Origin of the sequence: Burkholderia sp. Nafp2/4-1b, assembly GCF_003635165.1 — a bacterium.
GTDB lineage: Bacteria > Pseudomonadota > Gammaproteobacteria > Burkholderiales > Burkholderiaceae > Burkholderia.
Map to the genome: position 1 here is coordinate 1057308 of NZ_ML058597.1, position 15643 is coordinate 1072950.

The following is a 15643-nucleotide window of genomic DNA, read 5'->3' on the forward strand; positions in this document are numbered from 1 at the left end:
CGTATGGCGCGACGCGCGGTCGCGATCGCGAAATCCGCCCCGAGCGTCACGGCGAAATGGCCTTCGCCGTCAGCGCACCTTGCGCGGACGAAGGAATCAGCAGGTTGACGACGCGGCTCCAGCGCACCAGCGACGACGCATCGACGAACACGACATCGCGCCGCTCGAGCGGAAACTGGTCGGCCAGCGCGAATGACGCAGGCGAACTGCCGTCGAGGTGGTACACCCGCGGGCGGTTGTCCGGGCCGCGCCGCACGACGAACACCTGGCGCGCGTCCGACGTGTACTGGCTCACGCCGCCCGTGTCGCCGAGCGCTTCACCCAGGCTCATCCGGCCGTCGGTCAGCGTCAGCGTCGCGGGCCGCGACACTTCGCCGAGCACGAACACCTTCGCATCGCTCGCCGCGCGCACGCGCACGAGATCGCCGTCGCGCAGCAGGATGTTCGACGGGTTCACGCCCGCCGCGATCAGCGCGGGCAGGCTCACGTTCACGGTCCTGTCGCCGCGCGTCACCGAGACCTGCGAGCGGTCGGCCGTCGGCGTGAAGCCGCCCGCGCGGTCGATCGCCTCGGGCAACGTCATCGGCATGTCGTTGACGATCTGCAGCCCCGGCGTGCGCACCTCGCCGTCGAGATAGACGCGCTTGCTGCGATAGGCCTGCACGCGCAGCGCGATCTGCGGCTTGCGCACGTATTCGCCGAGCCGCTTCGTCAGCAGCGCGCGCGCCTGCGCCTCGGTCAAGCCGGCCACGTGCACGAGGCCCGCATACGCGAACTGCACGTTGCCGTTCGCATCGACCGTGTAGCCCGTCGCGACCGAACTCGCGCCGACGCCATCGCCGCCGCCTGTCGTCTGCGTCGTCGGCAGGTTCAATTCGGGGTGGTCCCAGACGACGATGCCGAGCACGTCGCCGGGGCCGATCAAGTACGGCATCGGCTTGCCGAACAACTGACGGATCTCCGCGTCGACATTGGCCGGCCGCCCCGCATGGTGCTGCGCGACGAACGCCGGCGTGATCTCGATCAGATCCTCGCGCGACACGTTCTGCACGCCGTCGAGGCCGCCCGAGCCCGATGCATCGGCGCTCACGCGCGCGTTCGCGTCGCGCTCGGCCGGCTGGTGGTACGTCATGCCGGGCGACAGCGCACATGCGCTCAACGCGCACGCGGCCGCGACGATCGCCACGATCGCGATGCGCGACAGCGACGGCGCGCGACGGCCGCCGGCCGTGCGTGGCCGCGGCGTCCCCAGCGTCGATTCCGGTTGCGTGGTGATTGACATCGTGCCCTTCCAAAACTGTGCGGTAACCCGCCGAACGCGGCGAATTCCGGCATTACGCTTGCCGGCGCGGCTCGCATCGCGGTGCCGCGCCGCCCTCTTCACCGCACGTCATTCCGTACGATTCGTCATGAACTTCTCTTCGTCGCTTTCGTCGCTTTCATCATTCGTCTGCATCGTGGCGGCCGGTTCTGCCTGTACCGCCGGTGCGCAGACGCTGCCCGCCGCACCGGCCGACACACCAGTTGTCGCGTCGTCGACGCTCCTTGCTCCAGTGCCGCCACAACGTTCCGCGCAAGCCGCTGCGGCCGCCGCAACCCGCGCGGTCACCGAACCCGCGGCGGGCGCGTCTGCGATTGCAGTGCCCGTCGTCGCGCTTACTGCCGCGAGCGCCGCCGCGCAGGCCGACACGCGTGCCCACACCACGTTGCGCCGGCCGCTCGTGCCAGCGCGGCCGCATCGCCCGCAGGCGGCCAGTGCCCCGGCCGACGACGTCTGGCGCAGCGACACGGCATACGCGTCGCCTTACGCCACCTCACCGTATGCAGCACCCGGCGATCCGGACTGACGCATCGCCCCGGTCATGCGTCGATACCGGATTGGACACTACGGCGAACGAAGCGTCTGTGAGCGACCCCACCGAACGCCGATGTTCATACGAAACCGCGGTCGCACCGCGCAGCGCGGACGCATGCAACGCGAGCGCCACGGCACGCATCACGACCGCCCGACCGACACGTTCGCATACGACCGGGCGGCCGCTTCGGGCGCGGCCGGATCGGCGACGCGCGTGGCCGGCCGAACCGGATCGCGACCCAGCGCCTGCATGCACAGCGCGATCACGATGTCCGTGCCGACCGCGCCATACACCGCGTGATCGACCTGCGGCTCGAGATGCAGACGCACGTGACGCGAGCACCGGAACGCATGCTCGATCGCGCCGAAGTGACGCCGCACATCGTCGATGCCTGGATCGAGCGCGCCGTACACGAGCGTCGTCCATACGTTGCGCTGCGCGAGCGCATGCATCACGCCGCGTGGCGTGCCGAGGCGCGGCTTCCAGCCGAAGCGCGCGGCGAACTCCTTCGCCGGCACGCTGACCCGCGCGATCGCATTCGCGGCGATCGCGCGCACGATCGGCCGCAGGTCGCGCCGCTCCCGTACGAGACGCTTCCACTTCTGCCAGTCGCGCACCGACAGCCAGTAGCCGCGCACCGAGTTGTTGCGCTGCTTCTGCACCGCGTCGAGCGTGAGCCCGGCCGGCCATACGAAACGCGCGAGATTGATCGCGATCACGCCGCCGAGCGACGGCGTCTTCACGGCCGCATGCAACGCGGCGTAGGCGCCGGAACAGATGCCCGCCGCGACCACTTCCGGGTGACCGAGCGCGCGCAGCCAGTCGGCGGCAGCCGCCACATCGTCGCTCGACCGCGCCGAATACACGACGCGCGACTGATCGTCGGGTGCGGCCGGCCCGCTGTCGCCGACACCCTCCACGTCGATCCGCAGCGTCGTCACGCCCGCGCGGGCCAACGTGCGCGCGAGCCGCACGCTGAAGCGCCCTTCGCCGCTGCGCGGATTCGTCGACGTGTTCGCGATCACGACCGCCTGGCCGACCGGACTCGCCGGCCGCGTATCGGCGGGACGGCACAGCACGCCGACGAGCCGGTCGGGACCGACTGCCACGACCTGCTCGGTCATGTCGTTCATGTCGAGCGCGACGGCCGATTCGCCATTCCATGCCGGGTCCGCCGCCCGCCACCCGCTATCGATGCCCGCCGGCATGCGCGGCGCGCGTTCGACGATCCAGTTCGCGAGCGTGTCGATCGCCGCGAGCGGCAGGCGCGAGCGCGTGCCGTCGAGCATCGTCGTCGGCCATTCGCGAAACGGCTCGCTCGCCACGTCCACGCCGCGCGCAACCAACGCGTCGCGCAACGCCGGCCCGTCGCCCTGATCGGGGTCGATCAGCAGCATCGCGCCGGGCAACGCCGACGCATCGCGCACGACGTCGCACAGATCGACTGCCTTCAGCGCATCGACGTAATCGGCGGGAAAGCGATGCCCGAGCACGTTCATGCACGGTTCGTCGCGATGGGCGGCGCGAATCGCCGGCGACGTGATGTCGAGCCACTGGCGATGCACGAACGACAGTTCGCGCAGGTACGCACGACCACGCACGACCGGCGCGAGCGCCACCAGCGCGTCGACGCGCGGCGCCGGACGCGGGCCCACGCCCGTGGCGGCCAGCATCGCGAACAGCGCGCCCGCGCGGATGCCGACGAGCGTCAGCGCGGTAACGCCGACCTGGTCGCGCAACAGGTCAATCGCGTCGTGAATGCTCGCGATGCACGCGGCATGCCGATCGGCGTCGCGATCGTCACCCGCGGAGTCGCCGGTGCACGGATAGTTGAATCGCAATACCGTGACGCCCTCGCGGGCCAGACGCTCCGCGATTGCCCGCATGAGCTTGTGCGTCCACGATGCCTCGTGGCCCAACGATTCGCACAGGATCACGCCTTGTGTCGTCTGTCCTTCGTGCAGCCACCCCACGCAGCTGCCGAACGTAATCGGCTTCAATCGGTACTCCTCGGATCGGTATTTTTATCGGACGCGGACACGCGCTGCGGCGGCTCCACCGGCATGAGCGATTCCACGATCGTGCGGCTGCTCGACGAATGCACGGTCGCGGCGCAGCGCACAACCGCCGCGCCCCTGCGCGGCCCGCTCGCCTGCTCCATGCGTTGTCCTGCTCCTGTTGCGTGGCGTCGATGACGTTGCGGGCCCGAGGCGCCATCGAGCCGCTTCCGCGATGAACCAAAGCAGTGCGCTCGATTAGAGCACCCGGCCTGCGCGTCCTTCGGTGCGCCAGCTTACAAATGCATTCGTCACTGTCGCGATACAACGACGCACGCCTTGTCGAGATTCGCGCCGCACGACGTACGGAATCCGTGAACGGTAGGCTCGCGAACACAGTCGTCGCGTGCGGCCCGTATCATGGCCGCCATACGATGTGGCCGTGTCCGGCAGCGCAGGGCGAACCGGCGCCCGCCGGAGCGGGCCGCGAACCCATGCAGCCGGGTCAGCGCCGACCGGCCGCATGCACGCACGGCGGCCCGCATTGCGCCGCCATGCGACACCCACGGCGCCGACCGAGCGAATGTCAAACCTCAAGAAGAACTTCCTGCTGCTGCTGACGTTGCAGATTTCGATGTACGCGGTGCCGCTGCTGATCGCACCGCTGCTCACACACGCGCTCGGGCCGGAAGGCTATGGACAGCTCGCGTTCTCGCTCGCGGTCATCGCCTATCTGACCAACTGCACGAGCTACAGCTTCGACCTGACCGCCACGCCGCGCATCGCGCTCGCGCGCGACGACCGCGCGGAACGCTCCCGCATCTTCTGGGCGACGCTGTACGCGCAGATCGGCATCGCGACGATCTGCTTCATCGCACTGGTTGCGCTGACCTTCCTGGTCGGACGCTTCGCTGAAGACCGCGACCTGCTGCTGATCGGTTTCGGGATGGTGGCCGGCGTGGCGTTCACGCCCGGCTGGTATTTCCAGGGGATGGAAAAGCTGCGCGCGCTGAGCGTGATCCTGTTCATCGGTCGCATCCTGAGCCTTCCCGCGATGTTCGCGCTCGTGCACGGCCCCGCCGACATCGATCGCGCGATGATCGTCAACGCCGCCGTCCCGACGTTGTCGGCCATCGCACTGGCCGTCTATCTGTATCGCCATCGGGAAATCGACTTCGTGCGCGTCGGCGTCGCCGACATCGCCGAATCGCTGAAGGGCGGCTGGCAGGTGTTTCTCGCGTCGACGTCGATCGCGTTCTACGCGTCGACCAACACGGTGCTGCTCGGCTTCGTGTCGGGCAACGTCGCGGCCGGCTACTTCGCCGCCGGCGACAAGCTGATCCGCGCGGCGCTCAGCATGCTGCAGCCGCTGAAGGCGGCGACCTATCCGCGCATCAGCTACCTGATGCGGCACGCGCGCGACGATGCGTTCTCGTTCCTGCGCAAGCTGTTCGTCGTGCAGGTTGCGATGGTGCTCGGCATCTCGCTCGCGATCTTCTTCGGCGCGCCGCTCGCCGTGCGCCTGCTGTACGGCCCGGCGTACGAACCGACGGTGCAGGTGCTGCGCTGGATGGCGTTCATTCCGTTCATGGCCGGCATGACCGACCTGTTTGGTGTGCAGACGATGCTGCCGCTCGGGATGAAGTCGGCGTTCACGCGGATTCTGATGTCGTCGGGGATTCTGAACATCGTGCTGGTGCCCGTGCTCGCGAAGTACTTCGCCGAACTGGGCGCGGCCGCCGCGGTGCTGACGGCCGAAGCGGCGGTCGCCGCGGCGCTTGCGACCGTCGTCTATCGTGCCGGGATTCCGCTGCCCGGCAGTGCTGTCGCGCGGCGCGCGGCGCGCATCACGCAGTAGCTGGCCCGCCCTCGCATCGGCCAGCATCCGAAGTCGTTGCATTCGATGTACGCGCAACGAACTTTCGTTGCCGCTGCGAAGCGCGTCTCGTGCGCGAGCCCGCTCTACCGCCCAAAACGCAGGTACTTCTTACTCCTCACATCAATCCAGTCGGGAACGATGACCGTCTTTTTCCCGCGCCACGCGATCGCGTCGAAAAAAGATCATACGTATCAGTAGAAACACCGATGCTGTAGTCGAACTACATTCGTACGATCGGTCGCTGCAGAGAATCGCTACATCCGATTCGGCAGTGTCGGGCGGTCCGCGTCGCCGTCCGCCCGGTTCGATCGGGCCCAACCGGCCGTGACGATTCCCCGCCTGGCCTGGCATGCCGACGCGCAATCACCCAGCATCGCCAGCCGAATGCGTTCGATGCGAATCCATCGGACGTGCGCAGCTCCAGACATCATTCGAACAACCGGCAATACGATCATGGAGAGACAACATGCGGGACACACTCTGGCCGGCCGCCGTGCTGGCAGCGACCCTCTGCACCAGCGTCTATGCGGGTAACGCCGATTTCAATTCACAGGGCGACGCTGCCGACGCGTTCGCGTCGTCCGCCGCACTGCGGCGCGCCGACCACCTCGTGCGCAAGATGACGCTCGACGAGAAACTGCGGTTCATTCATTCGCAATACGAAATGTCCAAGGTGCCGGGCGGCGGTGCCGGCTACATCCAGGGCGTACCGCGGCTCGGCATTCCCGACCTCAACATGGTCGATTCGGCGACCGGCTCGGGCAGCACGTCGCAGGCCAGCACGACGTTCCCCGCGACGATTGCCGTCGCCGCGAGCTGGGATCGCCGCCTGTCGTACGACTACGGCAAGCAGGTCGCGGTGCAGCTGCGCGCGCAAGGGTTCGGCATGGGTCTCGCCGGCGGCACCAACCTCGCGCGCGAGCCGCGCGGCGGCCGGCTGTTCGAGTATCTCGGCGAGGATCCGCTGCTCGCGGGCGATCTGCTCACGGAGCGCACGCTCGCCACGCAGCGGCAGAAGGTCATCGCGACCATCAAGCACTATGCCGGCAACGAACAGGAGCACGGCCGGATGGGCGGCAACACGCAGATCGACGAACGCACGCTGCGCGAGCTCTACCTGCTGCCGTTCGAGATCGCCGCGAAGCGCGGGCAGCCCGGCAGCGTGATGTGCAGCTACAACCGGCTGAACGGCACCTACGCGTGCGAGAACACGCACCTGCTGAACGACGTGCTGAAGAACGAATGGGGCTTCCAGGGCCAAGTGCAATCCGACTGGGGCGCGACCCACAGCACCGCCGCCGCGATCAACGCCGGGCTCGACGAGGAAGAGGACGTCGGCTCGACCGTCTACCTGACACCCGACGCCGTCAAGCAGGCGATCGCGAATGGCTCGGTGTCGACCGCTCGCCTCGACGACATGGTGCGCCGCAAGCTCGCCGTGATGATCCGCGTCGGCGTGATGGACGATCCGGCCAAGGGTGGCGGCACGATCGATTTCACGGCCGCGAACCGCTTCGCGCAGAGCGTCGCCGAGCAGTCCATCGTACTGCTTAAGAATGACGGCAACCAGTTGCCGCTGGCGGCGTCCGCGCTGTCGCGCATCGCCGTGATCGGCGGCCACGCCGATGCGGCCGTGCTGTCGGGCGGCGGCTCCGGCAACACGCGCGCTCCGGTCAGCGGCTCGTTCGCGGGCTGCGGCGGCCTGACGTTCGGGTCGTCGACCGGCTGCAGCTGGTGGCGCAATCCGTGGCTCAAGGTCGACGTGCCGATCGTCGCCGCGATCCGCGCGCTCGCGCCGTCCGCGCAGGTCACGTTCGCGGGCAACAGCGACCAGCAGTCACCGTTCCGCGCGTACACGCAGCAGGAAATCGACCAGGCCGCGGCGCTCGCGGGCCGCTCGGACGTCGCGATCGTCGTGGTCGCGCAGCCGGCCGGCGAGGATTTCGGCGATCTGCAAAGCCTGAGCCTCGCGAATCCGTCGAACCAGGACGCGCTCGTCGAAGCCGTCGCGCGTGCGAATCCGCACACGATCGTCGTCGTCCAGAGCGGCAATCCGGTGCTGATGCCGTGGAAGGACCGCGTGTCGGCGATCGTCGAGGCGTGGTATCCGGGCGAAGGCGGCGGCAAGGCGATCGCGAACGTGCTGTTCGGCGCGGTCAACCCGTCCGGCAAGCTGCCCGTCACGTTCCCGGCCCGCGACCAGGACACGCCGACGTGGGGGCAAAACGGTGCGTTCGAGAACGACCCTGTCTACGCGGAGAAGCTGAACATGGGCTACCGCTGGTACGACGCGCGCAACATCAAGCCGATGTTCGAATTCGGCTACGGGCTGTCGTACACGCACTTCGCGTATTCGGGGCTGTCGGTGTCGCGGCAGCCGGACGGTTCGCTGAACGTCGCGTTCACCGTGCGTAACGACGGGCGCGTCGCCGGCGCGGAAACGCCGCAGGTTTATCTGGGTGTGCCGTACAAGGACGAACCGCCGAAGCGGCTGGTCGGCTGGGAGAAGATCCGCCTGAATCCGGGCGAGGCGCGGCATGTGCGCGTGACCGTGTCGCCGCGGATGCAGAGCGTGTGGGACACGTCGCGCAACGGCTGGAAGGTCGTGCCGGGCGGGACCGTGTATGTCGGCGCGTCGTCGCGGGATATCCGGCTGCAGGGTAGCTGAGCGACGATGCAGTGACCGGAAGCGCCGCGCGCGGCGCTTCGCCTTTCCCCGCACGGGCGCGCTCCCCGCCCGCCTGTGCGGGCTACCGGAACAGCAGCGCCAGCAGCATCGCAAGCGCCGCGATCCCGACGATCCCCGCCGCCACGCCCGCCAGATGCGCGGCGACCACGACACCCGCGGGCAACCGCATCGTCACGCACTCCCTGCCAGCGTATCGAGCAGCGGCCGCGCCAGATGCAGCACCTGATACACCGTGCCCGCCGCGCCGTCGTCGCCGGGCTCGTGCTCAGAGACGAGCGCGCGCGTCAGTCTCCAGCGTGCGGCATCGAGGCCGACGACTGCCGCCACGACGCCCGGCCGCGCCGCCGTCTCGCGATTGCGGGCGATCTCCCGCGCGAGCGTCGCGTCGAGATCGGCGTCAGCCGCGATGTCGACCGATTCGAGACGAACGAAGCGCGCCGTCGATGCGGGTCCCTTGCGCGCGTCAAGCGCGACCTGAACCTCGATCGGCGGACGCCCGAAGCTGTCCGTCACGACGCGAAAGCGGCCGTCCGTGACGAATTCGGCGAAGGCCCGTTCGGCGCGCCACAGATAGAACGACGCATAAGCGCTTTCCGTCGCGCCGTAGCGCCCGGCCTCGCGCAGCAGGAATCCCTTGAACAGCAGTTCGGGCGTGTCGTCCCAGCGCGCGCCGCGCTCGCGCACACGCTCGCGAATGATCTCGAGGTCGTAGTCCGCCGGCAGGCGGTGCGAGTAGAAAGCGGTCAGCATGATCGGCTCCTGGCGAAAACAACGTCGTGAATCGGATGGAAGTCGGAAGCGGGCTGACAACAGCGTAGAAGCCCTTGAATCATTTGAAAAGACAATGGTAGAATATTTCAATGATTCGTCTTTTAAATGGATGAGCATGCGATGAAGACGCTCGATATCGAGGCCGTGCACGCGTTCGTGCTGACCGCCGACCTGAAGAGTTTCACGCGGGCCGCCGAGGCGATGGATACGACGCAGTCCGCGGTGAGCCTGAAGATCAAGCGGCTCGAAGATGCGCTCGGCCGCCGCCTGCTCGAGCGCACGCCGCGCCACGTGCGCCTGTCCGCCGACGGCACCGCGTTCCTCGAACCGGCGCGCGAACTCGTCGCGGCGCACCATGGCGCGGTCGGCGCGTTCAGCTCGGCCCAGCAGCGGCTGGTCATCGGCGTCAGCCACCACGTCGTCGGCGCGGATCTGCCGATGCTGCTGCGCCGCATGAACGACGCGGAACCGGGGCTCGTGCTGGAGATACGCGTCGCGACGTCGCGCGATGTGCTCGACGCGTTCGATCGCGGCCTGCTCGATGCGGCCGTCGTGCTGCACCACGACAGCCGGCGCCTCGACGGAGAAACGATCCTGTCGGAATCGTTCGGCTGGATGGCCGCGGCCGATTTCGAGTACCGTCCGCCGCAACCGCTGCGGCTCGCGACGCAAGCCGCGCCGTGCAGCGTGCGGCACATGGCGGTGAGCGCGCTGGACGAAGCCGGCGTCCCATGGACGGAAGTATTCGTCGGCGGCGGCGTCGCGACGATCGGCGCGGCCGTATCCGCCGGGCTGGCCGTCGCGGCGCTCGGACACCGTGTCGCGCCGTCGGGTACGGTCGATGTCGGCACCCAGTACGGATTGCCGCCGCTGCCGACCCGCGACGTTGTGCTGCACGCCAACCAGACCGACGCGCGCGCGCGACAGGCACTGCGCACGCTGGGGGCGGCGCTCAGGTCGTCGGTCGGCGCGCGATAGGTGGCCGGCTCCGAGCGACGAATGCCGCGTCGCCGTCGAGCCGCGTCGCCGTGCCGAATCGTGATCCGATGGCGGTACGTTGCGCCGCGTTCCGCGCCATGTTTTGCGGCTGCCCCGCCCGCTCGGGGTATCCTTCGTCTCGCGCCGCCGCGTGGTCGTCCCGTTCATCGGTCGACCGCGCGCCACGCACGCCGGCGCCGAACCGTGCAGTACATTCGCGCCGGCCGCGACAGAATACGCCCGCCATGCGGGCACGCCATTGCATGCGCCGAGCATGCCGACGACGATCAACGTGACCTACACCCTATCCGCTCCCCGCACGACCGAGCTCGAAATCCGCAAGAGCCGCTTCATCGCGTTTGCGATACCCGTCGACGACCGCGACGCCGCGATGCAGGCGCTGCAGCGGCTGCGCGACGAGCATCCGACGGCCACCCACGTGTGCTGGGCGCTGCTCGCGGGCGGCCAGTCGGGCATGTCGGACGACGGCGAACCGTCGGGCACCGCCGGCCGGCCGATCCTCGAAGTGCTGCGCCATCACGACCTCGACGGCGTGCTCGGCGCGGTCGTCCGCTACTACGGCGGCGTGAAGCTCGGCGCGGGCGGCCTGGTGCGCGCCTATACCGATGCGATCGCGTCGGCGCTGCTCGATGCCGAGCGGGTCGAACGGATTCGCTTCACGCGGTTCGCGATCGAAGTCGGCTATCCGGACGAAGCGCGCATCCGCCGCTGGATCGAACAGGGTGGCCATGAACTCGTGGACAGCGGGTACGGAATGACGGTGAAACTCGTGATCAAGCTGCCGGAAAGCGCCGAGGCGGCGGCAAAGGCCGAGTTGTTCGACCTCACGCAAGGTCGCTCGGGCTTCCCCGACCTGTGACCGTCGGGCCGCCGGCTCTGCATCGCCGTCGCGGTCTCGCACTGGTCTCGCACAGATTTCCGCGAAAATTCAGATGCGTCTGATGGCAAACCCGCGCGCCGAAACTTAATCTCCCCGTAGTCTCGTCTCGCGACGCAACGCGCGAACGTCAGGCCCGGCGTGCCGACATGCCGCGCGTCGCGCGCCGCCGACACTCAGCATTCACCTACGGGGATATCCGACGCATGCAACTGCAACAACTGCAAGCCCAGCTCGCGGAACTCGATCGACGCATCCGGGCCGCACGGCGCGCCGAACGCGAAGCGGCACTGATGCAGGTACGCCAGCTCGTGACGAACTATGCGTTGACCGCACGGGAAATTTTCGGGCAGGGTTACAGCGAGCGCGCGAAGCTGTTCACGATCGGCGCGAAATATCGCGATCCGATGACGGGCGCCACGTGGAGCGGGCGGGGGCGCCCGCCCGCATGGATCGCCGGCCGCGACCGCGCCGCATTCCTGATCCGCGAGTAAGACGGCAAGCGCGCCGCGTTGCACGGCGCGCGCCGAGGGCCGAGGGCCGAGGGCCGAGCCGGTCGGCCTGAACCGCTCAATAAACGTCCGGCACGATCATGTTGTCCGGCACCGGGCGGCGAATGTAGTCCTCGTGATGCTCGCGCTGCGGCAGATCGATCGTCGGGCGCGGCACCTCGTGATACGGCACCTGGGTCAGCAGATGGTGGATGCAGTTCAGGCGCGCCCGTTTCTTGTCGACCGCCTGCACGACCCACCACGGCGCTTCGGGGATATGCGTGCGCTGCAGCATCTCTTCCTTCGCGGCCGTATAGGCTTCCCAGCGGCGGCGGCTCTCGAGGTCCATCGGGCTGAGCTTCCACTGTTTCAGCGGATCCACGATCCGGCTCTGGAAGCGCAGTTCCTGCTCGTGGTCGGTGATCGAGAACCAGTACTTGACGATCTGGATCCCGCTGCGCACGAGCATTTTCTCGAACTCGGGCACCGAGCGGAAAAACTCCTCGTACTCGTCGTCCGTGCAGAAATTCATCACGCGCTCGACGCCTGCGCGGTTGTACCAGCTGCGATCGAACAGCACGATCTCGCCGCCGGCCGGCAGATGCGCGACATAGCGCTGGAAATACCACTGCGTGCGCTCGCGGTTGTTCGGCGCCGGCAGCGCCGCCACACGGCACACGCGTGGGTTCAGCCGCTGCGTGATGCGCTTGATCGCGCCGCCCTTGCCTGCCGCGTCCCGCCCCTCGAAAATCACGACGAGCCGGTGTCCCGTGCTCACGACCCAGTCCTGCAGCTTCACGAGCTCGCCCTGCAGCCGGAACAGCTCGCGGAAATACTGCTTGCGCGCTTCGCGGCGCTCCGGTGAGAACAGCAGGTCCTCGTTGTCGTCGAAGCGGCGGTCGTCGAGTTCCATTTCGAGTTCTTCGTCGTACGCGTCGACGAGGTCTTCCTCAAAACGGCGCTGGCGCGATTCGAGCGCTGCCGTATCGGTAAGGTGGTCGGTCTCGGTGCGGGTATCGTTGTCGCCCATGGGGCCTCCTTCCTTCAAGTGACGCAGCCATACTCCACCATTATCCCAGTGTCGCGCGTCAAATTGATGAAAAAGGGGCCGACCGGGTCGTCAGAAACAGGAGCCGAGCGGCACGCTCGTCGGCACCGGGTTCACGGACCGGGTGATGGTGTCGGACGCCAGCGTCCGGTTGGGCCGGCCTGATCGTGCAGGTGCACGCGCATGCGCTACTGAAGCGGTGACGCAAATGCCGCGCCCACCGCATCATGAAAAATGCCGGGCGCGCGCCCGGCATCGATCGCCGTCGACACGACCGCCAAAGCGGTCGCGCAGCCGGCCGGCTCCGTCAACGAATGATCCGCGTGACCCCGCGCCCGCGCGGATCGGCCATCGCCTCCGGCGTCTTGCCGTCGATCTTGATCACCTGGATGTCGCCGCTGAAATCCTGCCCCTTCAGCGTATAGCCGCGTGCCTCGAGCTGCTTCGCGAGTTCGCCTTCGATCGGCTTGTACGGCTCCCAGAAAATCGTATTCGGCGGCAGCAGCTGATGGTGGAACCGCATCGCGCCGACGGCCTCCTTCAACGGCATCTTGAAATCATAGATGTTGTTGATCACCTGGAAGATCGACGTGAAGATCCGCGAGCCGCCCGGCGTGCCGATCACGAGCGATACCTTGCCGTCCTTCGTCATGATCGTCGGCGACATCGACGACAGCGGACGCTTCTTCGGCTCGATCGCGTTCGCATCGCTGCCGACCACGCCGAACATGTTCGCGACGCCCGGCTTCGCGGAAAAGTCGTCCATCTCGTCGTTCAGCACGATCCCGGTGCCGTCGGCGATCACGCCCGAGCCGAAATAACCGTTGATCGTGTACGTGTTCGACACCGCGTTGCCCCACTTGTCGACGACCGAGAAGTGCGTCGTTTCCGCTTTCTCCGGCATCGTCGTGCCGAGGCCCGGCTGCACGCTCTTGGTATCCGACGGCTCCTTCGGGTTGACTTCCGCCGCGCGCTTCGCGATGTAGGCATCGTCGGTCAGCTGCGCAATCGGGACCTTGTAGAAGTCGGGGTCGCCGAGGTACTGCGCGCGATCGGCGAACACGCGCTTCTCGATTTCCGCGACCAGGTGGATGTATTGCGGCGAATTGAGCTTCACGCCCTCGAAGTCCTGCTTGCGGTCGGCCTTCATCTTCAGCAGCTGCACGAGGCCGATGCCGCCCGAGCTCGGCGGCGGCGCGGTGATCACGTCATAGCCGTTCCACTTCGCCTGCACCGGCTGGCGCCACACCGCGCGGTATTGCGCGAGATCCTCGGTGGTGATCAGCCCGTTGCCGTCGCCGGTCTTCATCGACGCGGCGATCAGCTCGGCCGTCTTGCCCTTGTAGAACCCTTCCGCGCCGTTGTTCGCGATGCGCGTCAGGACGTCGGCAAGATCGGCCTGCTTGAAGTTCACGCCGGCCTTCAGGCCCGAGAAATACTTGTCGAAATTGGTCTTGCCGCCGAATTCCTTCGATGCGTCGACGCCGCGCTGCGCCAGTTGTTCGTCGACGACGAAGCCGTCGCGCGCATAGTGGATCGCCGGCGCGAGCACCTGCTTCCACTTGAGCTTGCCGAAGCGCTTCTGCGCTTCCCACATGCCCGCGACCGTGCCCGGCACACCGGCTGCGCGCGGCCCGTACAGGCTCATGCCCTTGACGACGTTGCCGTCCTTGTCGAGGTACATGTCCTTGGTGGCGGCGAGCGGCGCGCGCTCGCGGTAGTCGATGAAGTACGGCTTGCCGTCCTTGTAGATCGTCATGAAGCCGCCGCCGCCGATATTGCCGGCTTCCGGGTACGTGACGGCGAGCGTGAACGCGATCGCGACGGCCGCGTCGATCGCGTTGCCGCCTTCCTTGAAGATCCGCTCCGCGGCATCCGCGCTGTACTTGTCGGCCACCGCGACCGCCGAGCTCGTCAGGACGGCCGGCTGCGGTCCCTTCGCATAAGCCGGCGCGTTCGGCAAAAAGCCGATGCCGGTGACCGTCGCGAGCACGGCGGCGGATGTTTTGAAACGATTCAACGTAGTCATTGCGTGTCTCCCATATGGATCTCGTTCGGGCCGGAAAGGCACCCGATCCGCTTATGGCCGCTGGCGCGCCGACGGCCACGTGCGGTTTCGTAGTATAGGAGCAGAAAAAGGGTCGAACACGGAGGCCGCGACGAAAGGTTGCTAAACGTGTGTGGTGCGATGCGGCGCCGCGTAAAAACTGCTACACGGATCGGTCGAAATTTCACGCATCCTGCGTGCTTGCGACGCGCACAAAAACCGAAAGTTGCGTCGTGCGCAGCGGGCACGCGCCGAACGCAAAAAAATCCGCGATCGACCGCCCGCGGCGCACGCCTATCTGCGAAGATAGCGCCCCGCTTTCGCGCCGCATCTTTGCATTCACGCGCCGCTTCACGCTTCTTCGTCTCGTTTCCTATGGCATCACACAACGCGCATCACGCGTCCGGCTTCGCGGCCGGCGTCGCCGCCGCCGTCCTCGTCGCGCAAACCGGCGCGACCGGCACGTGGCACACGGGCCTGCTCGCCGCGTTCGCGGCCGGCGTCGCAGGCGGCACCGCACCCGACTGGCTCGAAGTCGCGTGGTGGACCCGCAAGCGCCGCGTGTGGATCACGCACCGCACCGTCACGCACTGGGGCATCGGCTGGATCGCGCTGCTCGCGCTTGGATGGCACGGGCTCACGCATCATCCGCATCCGCTGTGGGCCGCGCCGCTTTTCGGCTTCGCGTGCGGCGGCGTCATGCACCTGCTCGCCGACTGGCCGAATCCGCTCGGAGTGCCGTGGATCTGGCGACGTCATTCGCTGAATCTGTGGAACAGCGGACATTGCGACCTGATCGTCGTGGCCGCCGCATGGGGCGGCACGCTGTGGCTCGCGCAATCGCTGTGGACGCGTGCCCCGTTCCTCGAACACTGGCTCGGCTGGCTGCATCGCGTGTAATTGGGTGTCATTGCGTGGAATTGCGCGTGCAATTGCGCGTGTAATTGCGTGTGGCCGGACGTAGCCGCATATCGCCGCGACCGCTGCCC

Annotated in this window: 14 protein-coding genes; 7 read left to right on the plus strand and 7 right to left on the minus strand. The window is 67.6% G+C overall.

Annotated features, from left to right (window positions below; all coding sequences use genetic code 11):
• Positions 1-46: 46 nt before the first annotated feature.
• On the minus strand, positions 47-1282 hold the full coding sequence (locus tag C7H84_RS04845) for a polysaccharide biosynthesis/export family protein (protein WP_121857660.1): 1236 nt from the start codon (positions 1280-1282) through the stop codon (positions 47-49).
• Here C7H84_RS04845 and C7H84_RS04850 point away from each other — a divergent pair.
• Positions 1269-1847, plus strand: a complete 579-nt coding sequence (locus tag C7H84_RS04850; RefSeq protein WP_240461962.1) for a hypothetical protein — start codon at positions 1269-1271, stop codon at positions 1845-1847. The two genes, C7H84_RS04845 and C7H84_RS04850, sit on opposite strands and share 14 nt — an antisense overlap.
• Before the next feature lie 149 nt (positions 1848-1996).
• On the opposite strand, the gene C7H84_RS04855 is transcribed toward C7H84_RS04850, so the two are convergent.
• Together C7H84_RS04855 and C7H84_RS36215 are read right to left on the minus strand one after the other, a co-directional pair.
• Complete coding sequence (locus C7H84_RS04855) at positions 1997-3856, minus strand: alpha/beta hydrolase (protein WP_121857662.1); 1860 nt, start codon at positions 3854-3856, stop codon at positions 1997-1999.
• Positions 3853-4017, minus strand: a complete 165-nt coding sequence (locus C7H84_RS36215) for a hypothetical protein (RefSeq protein ID WP_162999204.1) — start codon at positions 4015-4017, stop codon at positions 3853-3855. The genes C7H84_RS04855 and C7H84_RS36215 overlap by 4 nt, the downstream gene beginning before the upstream one ends.
• 419 nt (positions 4018-4436) lie before the next feature.
• On the opposite strand from C7H84_RS36215, the gene C7H84_RS04860 reads away from it, so the two are divergent.
• The gene (locus C7H84_RS04860) at positions 4437-5711 is read left to right on the plus strand and encodes an oligosaccharide flippase family protein (protein WP_121857663.1); all 1275 of its coding nucleotides are present in this window, start codon (positions 4437-4439) and stop codon (positions 5709-5711) included.
• Positions 5712-6198: 487 nt separating this feature from the next.
• Positions 6199-8400 carry a glycoside hydrolase family 3 C-terminal domain-containing protein gene (locus C7H84_RS04865; RefSeq protein WP_121857664.1) on the plus strand — a complete coding sequence of 734 codons (2202 nt, stop codon included), beginning with the start codon at positions 6199-6201 and terminating at the stop codon, positions 8398-8400.
• A 192-nt stretch (positions 8401-8592) separates the two neighbouring features.
• Here C7H84_RS04865 and C7H84_RS04870 read toward each other — a convergent pair whose 3' ends face one another.
• Positions 8593-9342, minus strand: a complete 750-nt coding sequence (locus C7H84_RS04870) for a DUF4865 family protein (protein WP_240461963.1) — start codon at positions 9340-9342, stop codon at positions 8593-8595.
• Here C7H84_RS04870 and C7H84_RS04875 point away from each other — a divergent pair.
• From C7H84_RS04875 to C7H84_RS04885, 3 genes are all read left to right on the plus strand, one after another.
• Positions 9313-10170, plus strand: coding sequence for a LysR family transcriptional regulator (locus tag C7H84_RS04875; protein ID WP_121857920.1), 858 nt, complete (start codon positions 9313-9315; stop codon positions 10168-10170). The two genes, C7H84_RS04870 and C7H84_RS04875, sit on opposite strands and share 30 nt — an antisense overlap.
• A 292-nt stretch (positions 10171-10462) precedes the next feature.
• Complete coding sequence (locus C7H84_RS04880) at positions 10463-11050, plus strand: YigZ family protein (protein WP_121857921.1); 588 nt, start codon at positions 10463-10465, stop codon at positions 11048-11050.
• A 224-nt stretch (positions 11051-11274) separates the two neighbouring features.
• The gene (locus C7H84_RS04885; protein WP_121857666.1) at positions 11275-11562 is read left to right on the plus strand and encodes an H-NS histone family protein; all 288 of its coding nucleotides are present in this window, start codon (positions 11275-11277) and stop codon (positions 11560-11562) included.
• Between the two features lie 76 nt (positions 11563-11638).
• Here the strand turns inward: C7H84_RS04885 and ppk2 are convergent, their stop codons facing one another.
• The 3 genes from ppk2 to C7H84_RS36220 form a co-directional block, all read right to left on the minus strand.
• The gene (ppk2, locus tag C7H84_RS04890) at positions 11639-12589 is read right to left on the minus strand and encodes a polyphosphate kinase 2 (RefSeq protein WP_121857667.1); all 951 of its coding nucleotides are present in this window, start codon (positions 12587-12589) and stop codon (positions 11639-11641) included.
• Positions 12590-12914: 325 nt separating this feature from the next.
• The gene (ggt, locus tag C7H84_RS04895; RefSeq protein WP_121857668.1) at positions 12915-14636 is read right to left on the minus strand and encodes a gamma-glutamyltransferase; all 1722 of its coding nucleotides are present in this window, start codon (positions 14634-14636) and stop codon (positions 12915-12917) included.
• Positions 14637-14838: 202 nt separating this feature from the next.
• Complete coding sequence (locus C7H84_RS36220) at positions 14839-15009, minus strand: hypothetical protein (protein WP_162999205.1); 171 nt, start codon at positions 15007-15009, stop codon at positions 14839-14841.
• 20 nt (positions 15010-15029) lie between these two features.
• On the opposite strand from C7H84_RS36220, the gene C7H84_RS04900 reads away from it, so the two are divergent.
• Entirely contained in the window at positions 15030-15554 is a 525-nt protein-coding gene (locus tag C7H84_RS04900) for a metal-dependent hydrolase (RefSeq protein ID WP_121857669.1), read from the plus strand.
• The last annotated feature ends 89 nt before the right edge of the window (positions 15555-15643 follow it).

Bases quoted from the DNA above. Each gene is read 5' to 3' on its own strand.
- C7H84_RS04845 (WP_121857660.1), bottom strand. From the start codon at position 1,282: ATGTCAATCACCACGCAACCGGAATCGACGCTGGGGACGCCGCGGCCA.
- C7H84_RS36215 (WP_162999204.1), bottom strand. From the start codon at position 4,017: ATGGAGCAGGCGAGCGGGCCGCGCAGGGGCGCGGCGGTTGTGCGCTGC.
- C7H84_RS04860 (WP_121857663.1), top strand. From the start codon at position 4,437: ATGTCAAACCTCAAGAAGAACTTCCTGCTGCTGCTGACGTTGCAGATT.
- C7H84_RS04865 (WP_121857664.1), top strand. From the start codon at position 6,199: ATGCGGGACACACTCTGGCCGGCCGCCGTGCTGGCAGCGACCCTCTGC.
- C7H84_RS04875 (WP_121857920.1), top strand. From the start codon at position 9,313: ATGAAGACGCTCGATATCGAGGCCGTGCACGCGTTCGTGCTGACCGCC.
- C7H84_RS04885 (WP_121857666.1), top strand. From the start codon at position 11,275: ATGCAACTGCAACAACTGCAAGCCCAGCTCGCGGAACTCGATCGACGC.
- ppk2 (WP_121857667.1), bottom strand. From the start codon at position 12,589: ATGGGCGACAACGATACCCGCACCGAGACCGACCACCTTACCGATACG.
- ggt (WP_121857668.1), bottom strand. From the start codon at position 14,636: ATGACTACGTTGAATCGTTTCAAAACATCCGCCGCCGTGCTCGCGACG.
- C7H84_RS04900 (WP_121857669.1), top strand. From the start codon at position 15,030: ATGGCATCACACAACGCGCATCACGCGTCCGGCTTCGCGGCCGGCGTC.